Raw genomic sequence first — 20,389 nt, forward strand, 5'->3', positions numbered from 1 at the left:
TCATCCCCACCGGCAATCATACGTTTAACCCTTTCCTTTAACCTGCGCGGCTGCCCGCTTCTTGCTACCAACGATTGTCTTCCAAAAATGCTTCCCCGGCTACCTTCCCGGGACGGCCCGGGACCGACCCCGCGGCAAAGTGGTATATTCTTGTTAGAACCACACGTATGGGGTATGCACGTCCAGAAAGGCGGTCGGTGAGCATGGCGCTTTTCAAGTTGAACCCCAGGAAATCGAAGAAGAAGGGTGCCGTCGACCATTACATCAAGTCCCTCGGCGATACCGATGCGGAGCGGCGCGTATCGGCGGCGGAAGCCCTGGGCGAGATAGGCGACGCCAAGGCGGTGGAACCCCTCCTGGTGGCGCTCTCGGACGAATGGCTGGTGGTCAGGGCCGCATCAGCGGAAGCCCTGGGCAAACTTGGAGATGTGCGCGCCGTCCAGCCCCTTATCGGCGCCCTCGCGGACAGCGATGAATACGTTCGCCGGGACGTAGCCCAGGCCCTGGGCGAGCTCGGTGACCCGGCGGCTATAGCTCCGCTGGTGGGACTCCTGGGGGACGGCTGGATGGCCGTGAGGTCTTCAGCCGTGAAGGCGCTGGGAAAGATCGGCGGCCCTGAGGTCGTGGAACCGTTGCTGCGGGCCCTGCGTGACGAGGAGGAACTGGTGCGCAGGGAAGCGGCAAGCGCCTTGAAGCGGGGAGACAACACCGGCCCCCTCCTCAAAGCCCTCAGGGACGAGAGCGTGGATGTGCGCCTGGGAGCGGTTGTCGCGCTGGGCGAGATAGCCGATCCGGTGGCGTGCTCACCCCTCATCTCCGCCCTCCAGGACCCCTCGGCCGAGATACGGGCGGCCGCTGCCAGAGCACTGGGCAAGATCGGAGAGCCGCGCGCTTCCATCCACCTCATCGAGCTGGTGAGAGACGGGAGCAGCTCGGTGCGCATCAATGCCGTGGAAGCCCTGGGGAAGGTGGGCGACTCCGGGGCAGCCGAGGTACTGCAGGCCTTGATAGACAAGGGGGATGCCGACGTCAGGCAGGAAGCATACCGCGCCCTCGAGAGGCTCAAGCAGCGCACGGGCAAGGCTTGATCCCTCTACCTCATGGCGGTCATGGTTTCTTGCGCCGGCTCTTGCCCTCAATGATGGCTATCCCCATGTCGAGCACGCGGCCGTAAGGTTCCTCGCGGTCCTCGCGCAGCGACATGCTTATGGCCATGGTGGGACAGCTTCCCGCACACAGTCCGCATCCCAGGCATCTGTCCCGGTCGACCGAGGCCCTCTCCTCCACCACGACGGCGCCGACGGGGCAGCGCTCCGTGCAGTCCCCGCAGCCCGTGCAGGAATCCCAGTCCACAACCGCCTCGAAGAGGGCGTTCATGAAACAGCGCCTTTCCATCCCCCGCTGCACCATCCCCTTCATGGAGGCGCAGCAGCAAGGGCAGCAGTTACAGATGTTGGAGAGGTGCCTGGTGTTCACCCCGGCATGGACCAGCCCCGACCTGTCCGCCTCCTCCAGGATGGCGATGGCCTCCTCCGCCGAGATCTCGCGGCCGATACCGTTCTCGATGTAGTACTCCGCGGCGACACCGAAGCTGAGGCAGGTCTCCATGGGATGATCGCACCCCCCGCCGGTGAGGCGCGCCTCTTTGCGGCAGATGCACTCGGCCACGGAGATCCTGCGCGCCGCCTTGACCTCCTCTACGAGGTCGAGGAAGGGATAGAGCACCAGGTCGGCTTCCACGCTCTCGCCGATGGGGAAGACCCTGAAGCCGGGGACGCCGCTCGCGGCCATCTCCTCCATATAGGCGGTCTCGTAATACTCGCGGTAGAGGGTGGCCAGCTCCTCGTCCATGGCGCCCACGGAGTACTCGTAGAGACCGATCATGAAGGGGGCGGTGTTGTAGAGCACCTTGCCCTCCCTGCGGCTGCGAAAGACCAGCCCCTTGTGGGACATGGCGTCCAGCTTCTCTGCCAGGCTTTCGATCTTGCGCTCCGAGCGCTCGGCGATGCGCTCCACTTCCTCCGGCATTGGCGAGAGCAGCACCGCTATCTCCGCCTCCTCGGGCGTGAAGAGCTTCTTCAGAATGGCGATCTCCACGCCCGTAGCGGTGGCCGGGAATCCCAGCGGGTAACGGTCGAGAAATCCCCGCAGCAGGTGATAGGCGGCATCGGGGGCGCTATCGCGTCCGTCTTCTCCGGCCATGCTCCTCCCCTCTCCATCTCGAGCACCGGTACCGACCGCGCGCCCGCCAAGCGCGCCGCGCCCCGAGGACGCAGGGGTGCGCCTCACATGACCTGGGCGACCAGGGCGAAGGGCTGGGGCGAAAAGGGAACGTTCCAGGCGTTGAGCTCTATGGTATAGGTGCCCGGTTTTCCCGCTACCTCTATGCTCACCCTCTCGGCGTTGTTCAGGGGGTCGCGCGAATTTCTGGCGTTGGGATAATAGGTGTTGCCGTCCGGATCCAGCACCCGCAGGTCGAGGTCGTTGACCAGGTGGAGGCGTGCCTGGGGCATGGACGGGTAGTCCGACCAGGCCAGGGTCACCCGCAGCTGGGTGCCCGACGCCACCTCGAGGCGGAAGACCCGCGATTCCCCCAGCCGCATGCCCTCCTTGTCGTCCAGGACCTTCGCCCACGAACTCGTCCGGTTGAAGCCCTCCCGGTCGAGCCTCCCCCATCCCTCGACCACATTGGGTGCCTGGGGTATCTCCTCCGCCTCCTTGCCGTACTGCCCCGGGGACAGCTCCTCAGCCCCGTTCACCAGGAAGGCCTTGAGCAGGGCGGCCGAGGGCTCGGCCTCCTGCACGCCGGCCAGGGGGGCCCGCATGGAAGCCGCGGCGGCGGTCGCCAGGGCGGCGGCCATGCTGGTGCCGTACGCGCGCACGCCGCCCGGCGTGCTCGAGGGCAGGATGCCCGGCACCGCCACCGCCGTTCCCGGTGAGAGGGCCGCGACATCGGTGCACGCCGCGACAAGGTCCGGCTTGATCCTGCCGTCACGGGTGGGCCCCCGGGAACTGAAGGCGGCGATGCCGGTGGGCGCACCCACGCTCTCGTCGTCCCGCAGCGGGGCGGCGGGGAACTTGCCCTGAAAAAACGGCTCCAGCTCGTAATTGCGCAGGGCGGGCTCACCCTCCATGGCGGCGGTGGCGCTCTCGCAGCCCCCCACGCTCAACGCGTTCTTCGCGGCCGCCCCCCCGAGCAGGCTGCCCTGGTCGACGCTGCCATTGCCGTCGGCGTCCGTGCCCTCATTGCCCGCCGCCTCCACCACCAGCATGGACGGATTTTCCCAGATAAAGGCGTCCCGCTGCATGGTGAAGATGCCGTAGGCGCCCAGTGATTCCTTGCCTTCGGGGACGCTGCCGCTGAGAAAGACCCGCGCGCCCCGCCCGTAGGCGTCGTCCAGGAGGGAGTAGAGCGAGAGCGGCTGCGGCGGGCAGTCGAGGCCGTATGCCGTGGCGTAAGCCAGGACGGTGAAACCCGGCGGCGCCGCGGCCGCTGCCTGTGCCGAAGGAAACCCGAGCAGGCGTCCCGCCACCGCCGTGCCGTGGCCGTTGACATCTCCGCCGTCGTCCCCCCGCAGGGACTCCAGGGCCGTCACCTTCCCCGCCAGGGGCTCCGGCAGACCCTGCAGACCACCGCTGCCGATGCCGGTATCCATGACCGCGACCGTCTCGCCACCGCTTCCCGCCGTCTGGAAGAGAGCGGCGCCGGAAAGGCCCGTATCCAGGGCGCCGGTGCGCGCGGCGGGGAGTTCCCCCACCGTGCACAACTCCATCCACTCCACCGCCGGCAAGGCGGCCACCCCGCTTACCTTATCCACCGGCATACGCAGAGCGGCCACCGCGCCCCAGGCGTCGCCCTGCGCCGCGATGACCTCGACATCAAGGCCCTGCAGGGCCTCCACGGTCGCCGCGAGCAGGCGTGGCGAGAAGAGCTCGGCCAGCACCATCACATCGCCCCCCTGGGCAAGGCGGAGCTGCAACGCCGGGGATATCTTGAAGTAGGGCTGATAAATCCCGTCCCAGGTCACGAACTCCAGCTCGCTGAGGCGGGAACGCGCATCGCCGTCCATGACCACCAGCAACGTGTTGTAGGGCAGGTAGCCCCGGGGTTCTCCCCCGATGCTGCGCAGGTCTTCCACCCATACCTCCTTGACTGGCCCCTCGCACTGCACCATGTGCAGGGCGGCCATCTGAGCCGGGTATGCGTCAACGGTAAACGCGGGCGGGAGTCCGCCCGCATCGTATTCCTGGGTATAGATGGCGCCGTTGAGCAGCAACACCGGCAGCTGGGGAGCGGGGGCTTCAGGCTGGCCCAGCGCCGGCGGCGCCGCCAGCACCGCCATGGCCAGCAGCGTGACGGTCATAAGGGCGGGAGTCCGGCGCCATCGCGGTACCGGTGGCATATGGCGTATGCGGTCCAACGATGTATCCTCCTACGCAGGGCGGATCTCCCCTATGACAGGCTGCCATGGGGCTTCCAGGCCCGCGCCTCCTCCATCATCGCCTCCAGGTTGCGCATAGGGGTATCGACGGGAACGTCGCATCCGGTGGAGAGGGCGAAATTGCGCACGTTTTTCATGTTGCGCAGCAGACGGCGTACCTCCCAGCGCACGTCCTCGGCCGTGCCGCGCTGCATCACCCGCCTGGGATCGATATTGCCCAGGACCACTATGTTCGCGGGTATCCTCACGATCTCCCGCTGCAGGTTCACCCCGGAGTCCAGGCAGATACCCTCGGCGCCGGTCAGGGCCAGCTCCTCCAGCAAGTGGGTCACGTCGCCGCACACGTGCAGCAGGCACAGGGCCCCGGACGACCTGATGATCCCGGCCAGACCGCTTACATAGGGCCGGCAGAGCGAGCCATACTCCTCTGCCCTGAGGGCTTCCGCCGCGGGATCCACCAGCGCGATGAGGTCCACGCGCGCGGCCAGGGCGGCGGCGTATTCCCCCACCACGGAGGTGGCGAACGCGAGGGGCTCGGTAAGGCTCTCTCCCTGCCTTACGCGGCCGAGCAGTTCCTCCATCCCCAGGAGCTGCGCCAGTAGCGTGAAGGGCCCGGTGGCATAGGCGGCGCTCATGCGGTCACCGCCGGCGGCCAGGCCTTCCGCCACCTCCAGGAAGACGGGCATGCGCGTGGCCCTCTCGGGGTCGGGCAGTCCGAGCTCGTAGAACCTCTCCAGCTTGGGCAATCTCTGCTGGGCCAGGCTGGGCGGCATCCTCTCGTAGAAGTCCACGCTGAGTCCCATGGACTCGGCCTCGACCGTAAGGTCGAGGAGGGTGAAGACTATGTCGGGCCACAACCTCTCCTCCAGTGCCCGCAGGGCTTCCAGCTGTATCTTCGCATCGTGCAGGGCCTCCCGCACGGAGCGTCCGATGAGCTTGATCCCGGGGTAACCCGCAAGTGGAGCCACTATGCGGCTGCTGCTGCTCATCACTCGGTCGAGCAAGTTCATGATCCCGCCCCTAATCCTCTCCTCGTCGCGCCACTCCCCGTCCCCGGGGGCTTGCCGGTCCGCAGACACGGACACGGACACGGACACCAATAAGGATAGATCATTGAGCAGGACAGGCCAACAACGACCCGATATGGCGGGAAAGGCGGCAAGTTATTCTCCCGAAGGGAGGCAGGGTGCCTCAGGCGCTGTGACGGAGGTGGTGGCGGGCAATGGCGCGCGGCAGATGTACGCCCTTGCTGACCATCTTGACCTTGTCGGCGTCGATGTGGAAACGGCCGCCGCGGCCGCAATGCCCGCACAGGATGGCGCCCCTTGCCATACGGCCGCCACAGAGGGGGCAGTGGATGCCTCCCTCGGCGAAGAGATAACCCTCGAATCCTTGCTTCATACCGTTACCCCCGGCCGCTTCGGCCTTACTCTTCCAGTAACGTCAAAGCTGCGTTCTGCTTACACTGCCTTTCACTATCCTATTCGTCCGCGGATATAATTAGCTCAAGCACTATTTTGACGCGAGACTGGAGGGCCATGGACGTCATCACTGATCCGGAAGGCGGTGGGACCGTAACCGCGGCCCCGCCCCCTTCATCATGGGGGTGGGGGGAGGCGCTGGCTATCGCCGGGTGCGTGATGTGCATGGTCGCCGCTGCCGCCCTGCCGTGGGCCCGGGCCTCGGTCACCTGGAAGAGCGTCTTCTTGGGCAACGACATCGACCTTGGGGTATTCACCTTCAGGCTTACCGACAACCCCTGGCTGGCCGGAGTGCTCATCGGTCTCGCGGCCCTCTGCCTCTTGGGGATGCTGTGGAGGCGGCAGGCGGGGAACATCGCCATCGCTGCTTCCCTGCTGCTCCTCGGGGGCTCAGTGGTCTACATCATAAGCCTCATCGAGGACGCTTTCGACTGGTTAGGCATCTATAAGCAACTGCTGGAGCTGGTCCGGAGCCTTCCCATGATCGGTCCCCTTGTCGAGTCCGTCATCCGCGAGAGGCTTTTCATCTCGGCCGTTCCCCACGCCGGGGTCTACGCCTTCATCGCGGCCACCCTGCTCATCCTGACCGGGGGCATCCTCATCAAGCGACGCGCGCGCGCCCCTGCCCGGGGCATGACCCAGTAACGGAGCGGGTTTCACCGCGGCCGGCCTATTCCCGTGTTCGCCAGGCCAGGGTCGTGGCGCCATCATGAACAGTGTTGTTTGTGTAGCTATCGCATGGGTAAAATACTTCTGCGGATAACGTCCGCGGCTTTTCGGGGATGTCTTCTGGTGATGAAGGAGGAAGAATGGGTGACGTACAAGAACCGCCGCCCCCGGGTGCGTTCCCGCGCCTCGAGGCACGCGTCGGCGATCTGATGCCTTATCTCAAGAGAGAGCTTGCGGAGCTGATCGCCATACCCTCCGTCTCCGAGGCTGGCTACCCGGAGAAGACAAGGCCGGCGCTCCTCCAGGCCCGCGACTTCGTCGTGAGACTGTTTCGGGAGGCCGGCTGCGAGCAGGCGCGTTCCGTCGACCTGACCGACACCGCGCCCCTCATCATAGCGGAAGTCCCCGCGCCACCAGGAGCTCCTACCGTGCTCCTCTACAGCCACTACGACGTGGTCCCCGCCGGCGACGAGTCGGAATGGCACTCTCCCCCTTTCGAGGCGAGCGAGCGCGACGGGGCCATCTATGGTCGGGGAGCGGCCGATACCAAATCGAACATCGTCGCCCTCGCCGGGGCCTTGCGGGCCTGGGACGGGCAGCCTCCCGTGGGCATCAGGGCCGTGATCGAGGGTATGGAGGAGGTCGGAGGCGGGTCTCTCATTCCCTTCGTGGCCGAACACCCCGATCTCTTCGCCTGCGATGTCATGCTCATCGGCGACATGGGAAGCGTGCGGCCGGGCGTCCCCACCCTCACCGTAGCCCTGCGCGGTATGGCCATGGTCACGGTCGAAGCACGGACCCTTGCATCCGCCAAGCACAGCGGGCAATACGGCGGGGCCGCGCCTGACGCGCTGCTGGCGCTGCTCCGTGCGCTGGCCTCCATGCACGACGACCACGGTGATGTCGCTGTAGGGGGCCTGCGGCGCGAGGAGTGGAAGGGCGGCGGCAACACCGAAGAGGAGTTCCGGGCCCTGGCCGAGGTCCTGGACGGCCTGCCCCTCATCGGCACCGGGACGTTGGGATCCCGGATCTGGTCAGGACCGGCCATCACCGTCACCGGCATCGACGTCCCCTCGGTGGACGAGGCGGTCAACGCCGTCTCGCCATACGCGCGGGCATCGCTGAACCTGCGCGTTCACCCCCAGCAGGACGCCGCGGAAGCCCAGGCGGCCCTTGTCCGCCATCTGGAGGAGGCCATGCCGTTCGGCATAAGCCTGCGGGTGCACGCCGGTGCGACCGGCAACGGCTTTGCCGCCCGCACGGACAGTCCGGCCTATCAGGCCGCCATGGAGGCGTGGTCGGCGGCATGGGGTACGGAGACGGTGCAAGCGGGCAGTGGGGGATCTATCCCCCTGGTGAACGCGCTCAGCCACGCCGCGCCCCGAGCGGACGTGCTGCTGGTGGGCACCACGGACGGCTATGCCAACATCCATGGGCCCAACGAGAGAGTGCTGCTGGACGAGTTCGAGAAGACCGTACTGGCCGAGGCCGACCTGCTCGGGCGTTTGGCCTCCCTCTCCGGATCGGGGGTAGAGCCGTGAGCGACGAGCACAGGGAAGCCGTAACCGATGCGGCCGAGACGGAGGCAGCCGGGTCTTCGCTTGACGAAATAGGCCCCGGCGAAAGCAAGGCGCCAGGGAAGCCCGGCCGTTCCAGGAAAAAGGCCAAAAGCCCGGGCCCGGTGCAGCGCATCCTGGACTTCATCGAGCGGGCGGGCAACAAGGTGCCCCATCCGGCCATCCTGTTCCTCGCCCTCATCTTCGGCTTGATCGTCCTCTCCCAGATCCTCGCCTGGATCGGTGTCAGCGCCACCTACGAAGTGGTGGCTCCTCCCCCGATCGAGGTCGAGGAGTCCGACCTGGGCGGGTCGACCGGGGTGTACGATCTGCTGCCGCCCGGACACGTGGACGCCGAGGATTACGAGGTGGAGACGAGGACGGCGGAGATAAAGAGTCTCCTGAACGGCGACGGCATCCGCTTCCTGTTCACCTCGTTCGTCAGCAACTTCATGAGCTTCACGGCCATGGGCATCATCCTAATCGTGATGATCGGAGTGGGGCTGGCGGAGTCCTCGGGACTCATCGGCGCGCTCATCCGCAAACTGGTGGACATATCGTCGCCCTTCTGGCTCACCTACATCATCGTGTTCTTGGGCATCATCAGCAGCATCGCCTCCGACGCGGGCTACCTGGTACTCATCCCGCTGGGGGCGGCGGCGTTCATGAGCGTAGGGCGCCACCCGCTGGCCGGCATGGCGGCGGCCTTCGCCGGCGTGGCCGCGGGTTTCGGCGTGAACCTCCTCATCACACCGACGGACGCCGTCCTCACCGAGATCACCAACGAGTCCATCGCCCTCGTCAACCCGGGCAGTTCCATCGGCATCACGGCCAACCTGTGGTTCGGGATCGGTTCGACGATCATGCTCACCATCGTCATGGGGCTGATCTGCACGCGCATCATCGAACCCCGCCTGGGCGGTTACAACCGCTCTCTGGCTCCCGCCAACGGTACGGCCGAGGCCGCCGCCGACGCCGCCGAGACGCTCTCCCCGGCCGTCGAGGCGAAGGGCCTGCGCTGGTCGGCCCTGGGTATCCTGGGCGTGATCGTGGTGATCGCGCTGCTCACCTTCATCCCGGGGGCGCCGCTGCGCGATCCGGAGACGGGCAGCATCATCGGCACATCTCCCTTCATGGACAGCCTGATCGTAATCATCGCCATAGTGTTCCTGGTCGCCGGCGCCGTCTACGGGAAGGCCACGGGGACCATCAAGAACGCCACCGAGGGCATCAACATGATCACCAAGGGCTGGGCTGGAATGGCCGGGTTGCTCTTCCTGTTCCTGCTCATCGCCCAGTTCATCGCCTATTTCAACTATTCCAACATCCCCCAGGTGGCAGCCGTCAAACTGGGAGACACGCTGCAGGGGCTGAATATCGCCGACATATGGCTGCTCGTCCTGGCCATGCTGATAACCCTGGTGGTGGGCATCATCATGCCGCAAGCAATCGCCAAGTGGGCGCTCCTAGCCCCCATCTTCATCCCGATCTTCTTCACCCTGGGCATCGAACCGCAGTACGTGCTGGCCGCATACCGGGTCGCCGACTCGCCAATTAACATCGTGACGCCCATCATGGCGTACTTTCCGCTCATCGTGGTGTTCGCCAGGCGATACGACAAGGACTCGGGAATCGGTACCGTGGTCGCCCTCATGTTGCCGTATTTCCTCATCACCACGGTAGTGTGGATCGTCTTCTTCGTCATCTGGTACCTACTCGGTATTCCGATGGGGGTATGAGGGCCGGCTGCGGGCGCGTTCATGTATAATGATGCCATGAAGATAGTCCATTATGAAGACGTGGCCGCAAAGGACCCGGGCGGTGACACCCGGGGCGTGACCATCCGCTGGGTCATATCCGAAGAGGACGGGGCCCCCAACTACTACATGCGCGTCTTCGAGATCGCCCCCGGCGGCCACTCCCCGCTGCACCGCCACCCTTGGGAGCACGAGATATACATACTCTCGGGGGAGGGCGAGATGGTGGCCGAGGAAGGTGCCACCGCCGTGGGGCCGGGAACCGCCATCTTCATCCCAGGCGAGGAACTGCATCAGATCAGGAACCCCGGCGGGCAGCTGCTCCGTTTTATCTGCACCATTCCCTCCTCCGGCACCTAGCCCGAAGTCCGGGCTTATGCCTTTCCGCCTGAGGGCCTGCCCGGGCTCGCCTGGGTCGGTCTCGCACCCTGGTCTGCTCTACCACTTGCCCGAGAACTACCAGGTCGGGCGCATCAATGCGACCGGGCATAGAAGTGGTTAAGGGCAAGATCATGTCCGCGTGTAGCCTATACAAACCCACTGCCCGGGCTCGCCTGGGCCGGTCTCGCACCCTCGTCTGCTCTACCACTTGCCCGAGAACCATAATTTCGGTCGCATCAAATGCGACCGGGCATAGCAGTGGTTAAAGGGAAGATCATGTCCGCGTGTAGCCTATACAAACCCACTGCCCGGGACGACTCGGTGTTCGGACGAATCCTCATCTGTGCTGCCCCTGGCCCGGCGAGCAAGGTGCTCGGAGGAGTCTTGCGACGACGACCAGCCTTGTCGCCGGGCCCGATAGAGAACCAATGGGATTTGCCCGAACGCTGTGAGTACCGGGCTACTTCAACATCGCCTCGCCCTTTTCCTCCATCTCCTCGAGGAGAGTATAGTAGTTGGGCAGCTCGTTAAGGTGGGCCAAGGCGATCTTCGCGGTCATCACCGGGTCGTCGTCGCTGACGTTGGTAGCGGGGTCCACGGTGCCGTGCTCCAGCTCGACGTTTATGCCCATGTAGAACTCGTTGGCGTCGTACTTATCTGCCAGCCCCAGGTCGTCGAGTATCTTCGCGGCCTCTTCCCGGCTGAAATTTTTCTCTCCGCTCATTGCTCTCTCCTTTCATTCCATCTACTCGCCATCCCCGGAGAAGGCTCCTTCCAGGCCTGCTCTTAAGTATTCCCATTTTTACCCGCTCGTCCTCTCCTAAGCTATGACCCGGAACATGGGCGTTATCATCAGCCCACGGCTCGCACCGGGGCGGGCTTCCCCGGCAATGCGAACCGGACAGGAAATACCTGCGCGGAACGCGCCCTACCCTGCCCGGTTTGCTTTCTTCCCGGCGGCCGCCCCTCCGGGCCCTTCTCCCGCCTATGCCGCCTCTTTCATCTCCTTCTTCTCTTTGTGCTGCATGCGCCCGACATAGATTCCGATGACGACGTCCAGCAACGCCACTACCAGCAGGTAGATACCGAAGAGGACCATGAGGGCGTACACGGTTTCGGCCGTCCAGGCGAGGATAGCGATACCGAAACCGAGCGAGATCACGCCCATGACGGCGATGAAGCCCCTCCCGGACTCCGCGGGCATATCAAATGCCATGGCCAGCTCCGCCACGCCCATGATGACCACCCAGATACCGATGAGGATGGCCACGAAGCCCAGGGTGAACTCGGTATGGTTAACGAGGATCAGACCGAGCAGCAGGCCGACGATGCCCCAGGAGAGCGTCCACCCCCAAGGCTCCTTGCGGAAGATGAAGACCAGCGAGCGTATGAGGTTTACGACCCCGTCGATGATGAGGAATATACCCACGAGGATCACGAAGGTCTTGAGGGTAGATCCCGGATAGGCGATGAAGAGGATACCGAAAATGAGCGCCAGGACCCCTCTCAACACGTACGACCACCAGCTCCTGACAATGACGTCGATCTCCATAATATCTCCTTTCGTTGTTATACGTTCAACACCTGAGTCCCACGATTCCATCCAGAGTCTAGCTTACCACCTCCGACAAACATGGATGCACCGAACCAGCCCTCCTTTTTCTTCCTCGTGCATCCCTAGCGCTATCACTTACTCTCATTCTTCTACCTCTGCCGTATTAAACCTCCCGCACTGGCCGCCACGACCGCTCTCCGACCTTGCGAGAAGGAATAACTTCGCGGACACCTGAATAGTATAGGTAGGTCGTTCATGGACACGTAGCTTCGAGAGAACGGGACGGTTCACGTTAGGCGGCGTTCGGCTCCCGTGGCGCCATGCCGCGGCCGCCAGTCAGGAGGCAGGGATATTGCTCGAGGGACAGTTCTATCTACCCATCACTTATGACCTCCTCGCCACCTTTCTCTTCGCCGTCACCGGCGCCCTGGTGGCCTACCGTAAGGGATACGATTACCTCGGCCTCTTCGCCCTTGCCCTGGCCGCCGGCGCGGGCGGCGGCCTCATCCGCGACGGCATCTTCCTGCAACAAGGCCCCCCCGCCTTCGTCAGCGACTGGAGATACCTGGCGGTGGTCCTCGCGGCGGGGTTCCTGGTCATCCTCGCCGGCGAACGCATCAAGCGCATCAACCTGGTGATACTGCTGGCCGACGGCCTCGGGCTGGGCCTCTACGCCGTCGTCGGAGCCCAGAAGAGCATCAATATAGGCCTGAGCGTGCTGGCGGCGGGTCTCATCGGCCTCATCAACGCGGTGGGGGGCGGGCTGTTGCGCGACGTGCTCTCGAGGTCCGAGCCGATCATCTTCCAGCCCGGGCAGCTCTACGCCATGGCGGCCCTGGTGAGCGTAGGCACGTTCCTGGCCTTGGGGGTGGGCTTCAAGATCAACGCCCAGCTGGCGGCGCTCATATCCATCGGGGTGGGCTTCGCGGTGCGCATACTCTCCATCGTCTTCGACATCAGTTCCCATCCCGTGCGGGACCATGCCGCCAGGAGAGCGGTTAAGACGGGGGCGCGCAAACTGCGCCGCCATAAGGCCTAGGCCTGCTCGGGCAGGAAGTCCTCATGGTCGATGAGGTGGATCACCTCCAGGCAGTCCTTTACCATGTCCTGGTATTTACGCTGGTCTCCGCCCAGGTACCCCACGGGGCTTCGCACTGCCCTGATGTCCTTTACCAGGAGGTCCCGCTTGTTGTGGATATGGCCGGAGATGGAGATGGTCACCTTGCCGTGTGATGACAGTATCCCCCCCGTGTCCCGCGAACCCGGGAAGGGAACCCCCTCCACGGACAGCTCGCTGAAAGGGGGGTAATGGGTGACCACGACGATCTCGCTCACCAGGGAATCGCGCTCGAAACCCTCGATGTCCTGGTCGAGGCGGAGGTTGAACTCGCGTGCCACTTCCGCGTCCGGCCTCCGGGCTGGCCAGAGAGAGCCCTCCATCATCATGGATATGTCGCTCCAGCAGGCCCAGCGCATATCGTTCCAGACACTGTCCAGCAGGTAGTGGTACGTGCTCGAGGTGGTGGATGGATCCTCGCTGGGGCCGGCGTGATCGTACCATCCGATGCTGCCCACAAACCCCACTCCAGCGAAGGCAACGGGTTCCATCCACAGGGGGATGAACTGGTTGCGCCGGCATGCGTCGGGCAGGTAGAAGTAGTACTTCTCGTAGGAGTCGTGGCCCAGTTCCTGCATCTCCTCGGAGAGCACCCAGATGTCCTGGTTTCCCGGGACGAACAGCTTGGGGCACTTCAGCCCCGAGAAGCACTCCAGCGTGTATTCCAGGTCCCCCAGTTCCGGGCTCACGTCCCCAGCTATGACGAATACGTCGGGATCGATTATCTTGAGGACCTCGCCGAGATAAGGGACCAGTTCCCAGTTACGCTGCGATATGTCTACATGCAGATCGCTGGTGTAGGCGATTCTCAAATCCGTGCCCCCCAGGCTCGGACGGCCAATAGGTATATTCTAATGCAAACCGACTCAAGCCTGCATGGCGTCTATGGGAAAGTAGATCCTTTCGTCTCCCTCCCCGGGCTGTGGAATATGCGCGATGAAGGTCGATCCCCGGCCGTGCTCGCTGCGCACCTCGATGCGGCCTCCATGGGCCTCCACCAGGCGGTTGACGATGTAGAGGCCCAGGCCCATGCCCTTGATGGAGCTGAACTCCTTGCCCTCTCCCTGGCGGAAGGGCTGGAAGATGAAGTTGATGTTCTCCTCGCTTATCCCCTGTCCGTAATCCCTCACCCCGAGCAGCACCTCCCGGCTGATGCGCCTGGCGAAGATCTCGATCCTGCCCCCGGGCGGGGAGTACTTCGCCGCGTTGTCCATGAGGTTGAAGAGGATGATCTCCAGCTTGTCGCGGTCGGCGATGACCGTCTCCGCACCTTCCTCTATCTCCATGGCGAAGGTATGGTCCACCGACCTCGCCTTGAGTTCCTCCACCAGTCCGCCGAGGAGGTCGTCGAGGTCGATCTCCTCCGTCTCCAGGGCTAGCTTGCCGGACTCCAGCCGCGACACCTCCATCATGTTCACCACGCTGCGGCGCAGCCTGTCCGCCGCCTTGCTCAGCTTCTCCACGACGTCGCGGCTCTCGGAGGCATCTAGGGTGTCGCCATAATCCCTGAGCACCTCCGAGAAGCCCATGATCAGGGTGAGGGGGTGCCGGATCTCGTGCGAGGCCATGTTGATGAGGTCGGTCTTGCTCTGGACCTTCTCCTCCTCGGCCCGACACATCTCTTCCAGGAGGCGGACGCGCCCCTGCAGGGCATCGTGGCGCAGAGGGGCCGCGATGGACGAGTTGACGAGCCCGGCCGTCCTCTCGATGAGGTTGACCTCGCGCTCGCTGAAAGCGCCGCCGCGGGAATTTCCCACCAGCAGTACGCCCTTCATCTCCTCTCCCTGCAGCGCCACCGCCATGTAGGATCGGATGCCCTTGAGCGCCAGCTCGTCCTCACCGGGACCGCGCAGGAAGGTGTTTAGGTTGTTGCGGACCAGCTTGCCCGCGTGGGAGAGCGCCACCATCAGCGGGCCCTGAGCCTCGAGAAGTTCGTCGTAAGCGCCGGCCTCGTCCCTCTCCCCCTTCAGCCACGCCAGTCTCCTGATCCCGGACTTGCCGAAAATGGAGACGAGCAGCAGGTCGGCCCCGATGGTGCCGTCCAGTTCGCGGTAGAGTCCCCCGCTCATCTCATCCAGGGTCAGTGCGGAGGCCAGGCGGCGGGATATACGCAGCAGGATCCGGTTCTCGTCCGCAACGCTCTCCAGCCGGCTACCTTCCTTGTAGGACTCGAGCACGGAGACCGCCTGTCCGGCTAGGAAGTGGGAGAGGCGGCGGTGAAACTCGCCGAACTGGTCATCACTTCCCATCTTCTCGAAGGTAAGCGCCCCAAACCATCCCTTCCTCCCGGTGAGGGGAACGGCGATAAAGGACTTGCGGGGCCTCTCCGCGCCTTCCCGCGCCTCGCCCGTATCCCCGGCGTTGGAGCTGTAGAGCGCGTGTCCTTTCTCCAGGACCGCTGCTATCTCCCCGCTCGTGAGCAAGTTGAGCCCACACGCCTCGGACCCCTCGGCGGTCTCTACCGCGCCCTCGAAGCTTCCCGCCCTCTCGTCCACAACGACGATGGCCGCGCGGTCGCAGTCCAGCAGGTCCCTGCCTCCCCGCGCCAGGATGCGCAGGGCGCGCGCCGGGTCGTCGCATGCCGTCAGGTCTCCCTCGATCTCGGTAAGGATTTCCAGAGAACGGCGGTAGCCTTCCGCCTGCGACCTCTCCCTCAAACCCCTCGCCAGGCTGAGCAATATGGACGTTACCGGCTGCAGGGAGTCTATCTCTGCCTTGGTCAGCTTCCTCTCCACGGGCAGGTAGAAACCGGTAAGGAGGGACATCCCCCTTTCCCGGGCTGGGATGAGCAGGAGCACCAGGTCCTGGGCGGCGGCCTGCTCGGCCGCGGGCAGTTCCCGCATGGCCGGGGTGTTGGGCTTGACCACGGCCATACGCTCCAGGTTGCGGGCCATACGCTCGAGGCCCGGCGTGCTCCTGAACACGCTCTCACCGCCGTAGATGGAGTCCGCGTACCATTGGAAGCTCCTGTCGGTGGCCAGGTCGTATCCGGCGTAGGCGAATGCCATGGTCGCCCCCACCTCCACCGCGAGGGTGCGCAGCGCCGTGGAGAGGAAGTCCTCCATGCCGAGCGCTCCGTCGGAGATATGCGCCATGTCGTCCACCAGGGCGGGAAAGTCCCATCCCGCCCCCGCCCCGCGCATCCCCTGCTCCGTCTGCTCTCCGGAGAAGAGCACGCCCAGGCGGTAGGAGAGCTGCACCAGCAGGTCCATGTCCCTGGTCTCCATCGCCGTGTACGCCTTGCCGAAGAGCGCAAGCAGGCCCACCAGTCTTTCGTCCTGGAAGATTGGGGTGAGGAGAAAGGACTTGACCTGGTTGGCGTGGAAGAACGGCTTCACCCCGGGAAAATACTCGGCGATGCGCCCGGCGTCGAGGCTGAACTCCCCTTCCTGCGAGCGCCGCATGGCCTGCAGCAGCTTGATCAGGTCGTTCTCGAAGAGGTGCTCTACTATCTCCGGCATGCCACCCCAGCCCCGGGAAGCCACCAGCACCGCCTGCTGCTCCCCGTGAGCGCCGCTCACGCGGTGCACCGTTCCCCCGTCCATGTTCAGGAGCTTGATGAGGAGGTCGAGGCTGAGGGAAGCGGCGCGGCCATGATCCGCCTTGCCGATGACGTAGCTGGATAGTATTCCCAGTTCGACCGAGGACATCTCTTTATCGCCCTCCCGGCCCTCCCTGCGTTCATCGAAGGAGAAGAGCTCGACCATGCGCTCGAGCACGGCGCCGACGGCCGCCGCCCGGTAAGACTGCTGGTCCGGGAGGGTGGCCATGGCCGGTACAGCCACCAGCAGGGCCGCACGCAGGTGGGCATGGCTACGGATGGGGAAGACCACCGAGATGTCCGAAGGTCCGCCACAGATCCCCTCCAGGCCCAGCTCCACCAACCTTGCCTTGTCCACTACCATATAACGCTGGGACGGTAGGCGGGCCAACCATTCCATGGGAACGAGCCTATCCCTTATCCTCTCCTTATCTCCCTCGCTCATGTTCCAGGCCAGCCGAGGCTCGAGAAAAGAAGACATATCCCTGCGGATAAAGAGCACCGCGCACTTTCCACCCAGGGCCCCGGCGACGCTCCCCAGCACCTCCTCGAGGGAGAATCCCTGCGAATAGCGCTGCAGCACGTCCCGATAAAGGTCCACCGCATCCTTCAGCTCCATGTTAACCTTCCCCTCCTGTAACCGCACACCTTTCGCGGGGTCGCTAGTGAACACGGCAGATCGTAGGAAACCAGGTTTCCTACGAGTAACACAACCTTGTATAAATATTTCGCCCCTGTCCGTTTATTCCCTCCCCCGCCGGCACTCGCCCGCGTGCGTGGAGGCGGGAATTAAGGAAGCGCCCCGGAGAGGGCGCTTCCCGTCTATCCACTGTGCGGCCGCTTATCCCATGACCGGCCTGCGCCGCATGAGCAGGCTCATGAGCAGCAGGGCCAATATGATGACCGCCGATATCACCCCAGCCACCAGCCAGCTCGTCTTCGACCCCTCGGTGTAGTTGTAGGTGGGCGGGGTCTGGTAGATGAAGGCCAGGCCGTTCTCCGCGTCCACAGTGCGTCCCAGGATGTGGTCGAACTCCTCTCCGCGCACCTTTATCGCCTCCAGCTCGGACTCGGTGAGGTAGAGGTCGCCCAGGTTGGTGGCCAGGCCGTCGTACATCTGCTGGGTGCCGTCGGCGGCCTGCACCAGCCCGTCCTTGACCTGCTGAACGCCGCTGTTAACCTGGTCTGCGCCGTAGAGCAGGGTGTCGGGGGTCGAGGTGCTTCCCAGTCCGGCCAGGGCGTCGCCCAGCCCGGCGGAGATCATCACCAGGCCTTCCTTGAGCCCGGGGTTGTTGGGGTCACCGCTGGACAGACCGGCCTTCAGTTGGTTGAGACCGTTCTGCACCTGGGCCATGGCGAAGAGCAGGGTGTTGGGAGCGCCCGCGGCGCCGATGCCGGTCTTCATCAGCTCCAGGCCGTTGCCCACCTGGGCCACGGCGTAGAGCAGGGTGTCCTGAGCGTCGGCCGCACCGATCCCGGCCTTCATCTCGTGGAGGCCGTCACTCATGGCCGACATGGCATAGAGGAGGGTATCCTGCGAGTTCTCCGCGCCGATGCCCGCCTTCATCAGCTTCAGTCCGCTCTCCACCTGGGCTATGGCGTAGAGCAGGGTGTCCTGGGAAGCCGGCGTGCCGATACCGGCGAGGATCTGGTTGAGCCCTCCCTGCACCTGGTCCACGGCGTAGAGCAGGGTGTCAGGCACGTTCGCCGCCCCTATGCCCGCCTTCAGCTGCTGCAGGCCGCCCTGCACCTGGGCCACTGCGTAAAGCAGGGTGTTATCAATGGTCGCCCCGCCGATGCCCTCCTTCATCTGCTGCAGGCCGCTCTTTATCTGCGACGTCCCGTAGAGCAGGGTGTCGGGAGTGGAGGGCGAGCCGATGCCCGCCACCAGCTGGTCGGTGCCGTCCAGCATAAGCCCCAGGCCGTAATGCATGGAGGGGTTGTCGGGGTCGGTGCTGAGCACGATGCCCTGCTCCAGCTGGTCGACGATGGGCCCCGTCCATGGGGCCAGCAGCCGGATGAGGTTGGTGGCCTGGAATATCTGGCCGCTGGTTGAGGTGGCCTCGTACATCTCGGCCACGCCACCCCGTATCTCCTGGATGCCCTCGAGGATGCCCGGCTCGGAGGACGACCCGGAGCTGATGCCCTTGGACACTTGGTCTATGCCGTAGAGGAGGGTGTCGGGGGTACCCACGCTGCCGATGCCCGCCAGCATGGTCTCCAGGCCGTCGGCCATGGCCGCCATGGCGTAGAGGAGGGTGTCCGGCGTCGAAGCGGATCCGATGCCCGCCGCCGCCTCCTCCAGCCCGCCGCCCATGGCCGCCATGGCGTAGAGGAGGGTGTTGGCGGAAGAGGGCGAACCGATGCCCGCTTTCATGTCCTGCAGGCCCGCTCCCATCTGGCTCATGGCGTAGAGGAGGGTGTTCTCCATGGCCGAGCTTCCTATGCCCGCCCTCATCTCCTCGAGACCCATGGTCGCCTGGTCCACGCCGTAGAGGAGGGTGTTGGGGACGCTGACGTCGCCAATGCCCGCCGCCATCTGGCTTAAGCCGTCACCCATGGCATCGAGGGCAAAGAGAGCGGTGTTGGCCACGTCGGGAGCGCCGATGCCGCTGAGCATGGTCATCAATCCCACCGAGGTGGCGTCGATGGCGTAGCTCAGGGTGTCGGGGGTGCCGGGATCGCCTATGCCCGCCACCGCCTGGTCCACGCCGGGTATGAGCTGGTCGTCCAGGGCGGCCTGCGCCTCCGGGAGTCCCGCCGCCATCTGCTGCAGGCCGTCCAGGATGGCGTTGGTGCCGTAAAGCAGGGTGTCCTCGGTGGAGGCGTCACCCAGTCCGGCCACGCCTCCCTGCAGCCCCTCGTTCAGCTGCTTCACGCCATCGAATAGCATCTCCAGCCCGGCGACGAACTCCGGCAGGGTGTCGCGCTGGTTGGTCTGCGGGAAGATGAAGTTCGCCGAGAGCACCAGGGGCGGCATGGCGAAGTCCTTGACGTCCGCCTCCACCCAGATGAGGTTGTCCGCCTCTGTGGCGGGCGGGAAGAGAGGGATGGACCACCCTACCTGGTAGTGCTCGGGAAGTGGCACGACGACCCCGGTGGGGTCAGCCTTTAGATTGAAGAAGATGGAGTTGTCAAAGTACCAGTCGTAGGGGAGGATGACCAGGGGCAGGTAGGTCTCGACCTCCTCGGTGACAATCTGTCCGGTGGCCGGGTCCTTGTATTCGAGCGTGGTCACCTCCTCGCTGGTGTTGGTCAGCTTGAGAGATACCTTGAAATGACCGTCCTGTCCGGTGACCTCGTTGGGATCGGAGATTATCTCATCGTTCCACTCGTAGATGTATTCGACTCTAAGGGGGATCCGCATCCTCACCTCGCCCACCATTTCCTCGCCGAGGATGGTGGAGCTGAGGTAATTCGCGTTGCCGTCGACCTCCAGGCCCCTCCAGACCAGCTCGTCTCCCTCCAATTCCGGCGTGGTGAAGCCCTTGATGCCTTGCCAGCTGCTCTCTCCCTCCAGGGACTTCTCCTTGACCACGTCAGTGGAGCCCTGGCCCTGCAGGTCGAAGAAGGTGACGATCCTGGCCTTCTCGATGGTGCCGTCGTGGGTGGTGTCCAGGATCACCGCCTCGGAGCTCATCACCTCTATCGCCTGCTCCTCTTCCTCGGCGCCGACGGCGGGCAGGAAGCTGACCATCACGAAGATGGCCACTGCGGCCACCGCTATCCCGAGGAAGACCTTGCCTCTGCGCCTGATACGTGCCATCTGCATCACCACCTATTGCTCCGCCCCGGCCGCCTGCACCGCGGCCGTCTCCTCTTGCGGCGTGAGCGCCAGGGCGTTGAGGACGGCCGCCACCAGCAGGCCGATGAGCAGGGACAGCACCACG

General features: G+C 64.7%; 15 protein-coding genes. 6 read left to right on the top strand and 9 right to left on the bottom strand.

The annotated features are described in order from the left end of the window. Positions 1-203: 203 nt before the first annotated feature. Positions 204-1,088 (top strand): HEAT repeat domain-containing protein, encoded by an 885-nt coding sequence (locus tag AB1384_13195; GenBank protein MEW6555227.1) that lies wholly within the window; start codon positions 204-206, stop codon positions 1,086-1,088. A 19-nt stretch (positions 1,089-1,107) separates the two neighbouring features. Here the strand turns inward: AB1384_13195 and AB1384_13200 are convergent, their stop codons facing one another. From AB1384_13200 to AB1384_13215, 4 genes are all read right to left on the bottom strand, one after another. Then, positions 1,108-2,202: a 4Fe-4S binding protein gene (locus AB1384_13200; GenBank protein ID MEW6555228.1), complete on the bottom strand. Its 1,095-nt coding sequence runs from the start codon at positions 2,200-2,202 to the stop codon at positions 1,108-1,110. Between the two features lie 83 nt (positions 2,203-2,285). After that, positions 2,286-4,364 (bottom strand): S8 family serine peptidase, encoded by a 2,079-nt coding sequence (locus tag AB1384_13205; GenBank protein ID MEW6555229.1) that lies wholly within the window; start codon positions 4,362-4,364, stop codon positions 2,286-2,288. A gap of 89 nt (positions 4,365-4,453) precedes the next feature. Next, a complete protein-coding gene (locus AB1384_13210) occupies positions 4,454-5,452 on the bottom strand; it encodes a uroporphyrinogen decarboxylase family protein (GenBank protein ID MEW6555230.1) in 999 nt (332 codons plus the stop codon). 181 nt (positions 5,453-5,633) lie between these two features. Further along, positions 5,634-5,843 (bottom strand): hypothetical protein, encoded by a 210-nt coding sequence (locus AB1384_13215; GenBank protein ID MEW6555231.1) that lies wholly within the window; start codon positions 5,841-5,843, stop codon positions 5,634-5,636. 137 nt (positions 5,844-5,980) lie between these two features. Between AB1384_13215 and AB1384_13220 the strand changes: the two genes are divergently transcribed. From AB1384_13220 to AB1384_13235, 4 genes are all read left to right on the top strand, one after another. Beyond that, positions 5,981-6,568, top strand: a complete 588-nt coding sequence (locus tag AB1384_13220) for a hypothetical protein (GenBank protein ID MEW6555232.1) — start codon at positions 5,981-5,983, stop codon at positions 6,566-6,568. A gap of 164 nt (positions 6,569-6,732) precedes the next feature. Continuing rightward, positions 6,733-8,133, top strand: coding sequence for a M20/M25/M40 family metallo-hydrolase (locus AB1384_13225; GenBank protein MEW6555233.1), 1,401 nt, complete (start codon positions 6,733-6,735; stop codon positions 8,131-8,133). Next, positions 8,130-9,887 (top strand): AbgT family transporter, encoded by a 1,758-nt coding sequence (locus AB1384_13230; GenBank protein ID MEW6555234.1) that lies wholly within the window; start codon positions 8,130-8,132, stop codon positions 9,885-9,887. Before AB1384_13225 ends, AB1384_13230 begins: the two co-directional genes overlap by 4 nt. Before the next feature lie 21 nt (positions 9,888-9,908). After that, positions 9,909-10,265 (top strand): cupin domain-containing protein, encoded by a 357-nt coding sequence (locus AB1384_13235; protein MEW6555235.1) that lies wholly within the window; start codon positions 9,909-9,911, stop codon positions 10,263-10,265. Positions 10,266-10,746: 481 nt separating this feature from the next. Here the strand turns inward: AB1384_13235 and AB1384_13240 are convergent, their stop codons facing one another. Together AB1384_13240 and AB1384_13245 are read right to left on the bottom strand one after the other, a co-directional pair. Continuing rightward, the gene (locus AB1384_13240) at positions 10,747-11,010 is read right to left on the bottom strand and encodes a DUF5661 family protein (protein MEW6555236.1); all 264 of its coding nucleotides are present in this window, start codon (positions 11,008-11,010) and stop codon (positions 10,747-10,749) included. Between the two features lie 261 nt (positions 11,011-11,271). Beyond that, positions 11,272-11,838, bottom strand: a complete 567-nt coding sequence (locus tag AB1384_13245) for a DUF308 domain-containing protein (GenBank protein MEW6555237.1) — start codon at positions 11,836-11,838, stop codon at positions 11,272-11,274. Positions 11,839-12,193: 355 nt separating this feature from the next. Here AB1384_13245 and AB1384_13250 point away from each other — a divergent pair, with 355 nt between their 5' ends. Continuing rightward, positions 12,194-12,880 (top strand): TRIC cation channel family protein, encoded by a 687-nt coding sequence (locus tag AB1384_13250; protein MEW6555238.1) that lies wholly within the window; start codon positions 12,194-12,196, stop codon positions 12,878-12,880. On the opposite strand, the gene AB1384_13255 is transcribed toward AB1384_13250, so the two are convergent. The 3 genes from AB1384_13255 to AB1384_13265 form a co-directional block, all read right to left on the bottom strand. Next, positions 12,877-13,770, bottom strand: coding sequence for a metallophosphoesterase (locus tag AB1384_13255; protein MEW6555239.1), 894 nt, complete (start codon positions 13,768-13,770; stop codon positions 12,877-12,879). The genes AB1384_13250 and AB1384_13255 overlap by 4 nt on opposite strands. 54 nt (positions 13,771-13,824) lie before the next feature. Further along, positions 13,825-17,118 carry an ATP-binding protein gene (locus tag AB1384_13260; GenBank protein MEW6555240.1) on the bottom strand — a complete coding sequence of 1,098 codons (3,294 nt, stop codon included), beginning with the start codon at positions 17,116-17,118 and terminating at the stop codon, positions 13,825-13,827. A gap of 222 nt (positions 17,119-17,340) precedes the next feature. Beyond that, positions 17,341-20,265 (bottom strand): hypothetical protein, encoded by a 2,925-nt coding sequence (locus AB1384_13265; protein ID MEW6555241.1) that lies wholly within the window; start codon positions 20,263-20,265, stop codon positions 17,341-17,343. Positions 20,266-20,389 lie beyond the last annotated feature (124 nt).

Source organism: Actinomycetota bacterium (assembly GCA_040757835.1).
GTDB lineage: Bacteria > Actinomycetota > Geothermincolia > Geothermincolales > RBG-13-55-18 > SURF-21.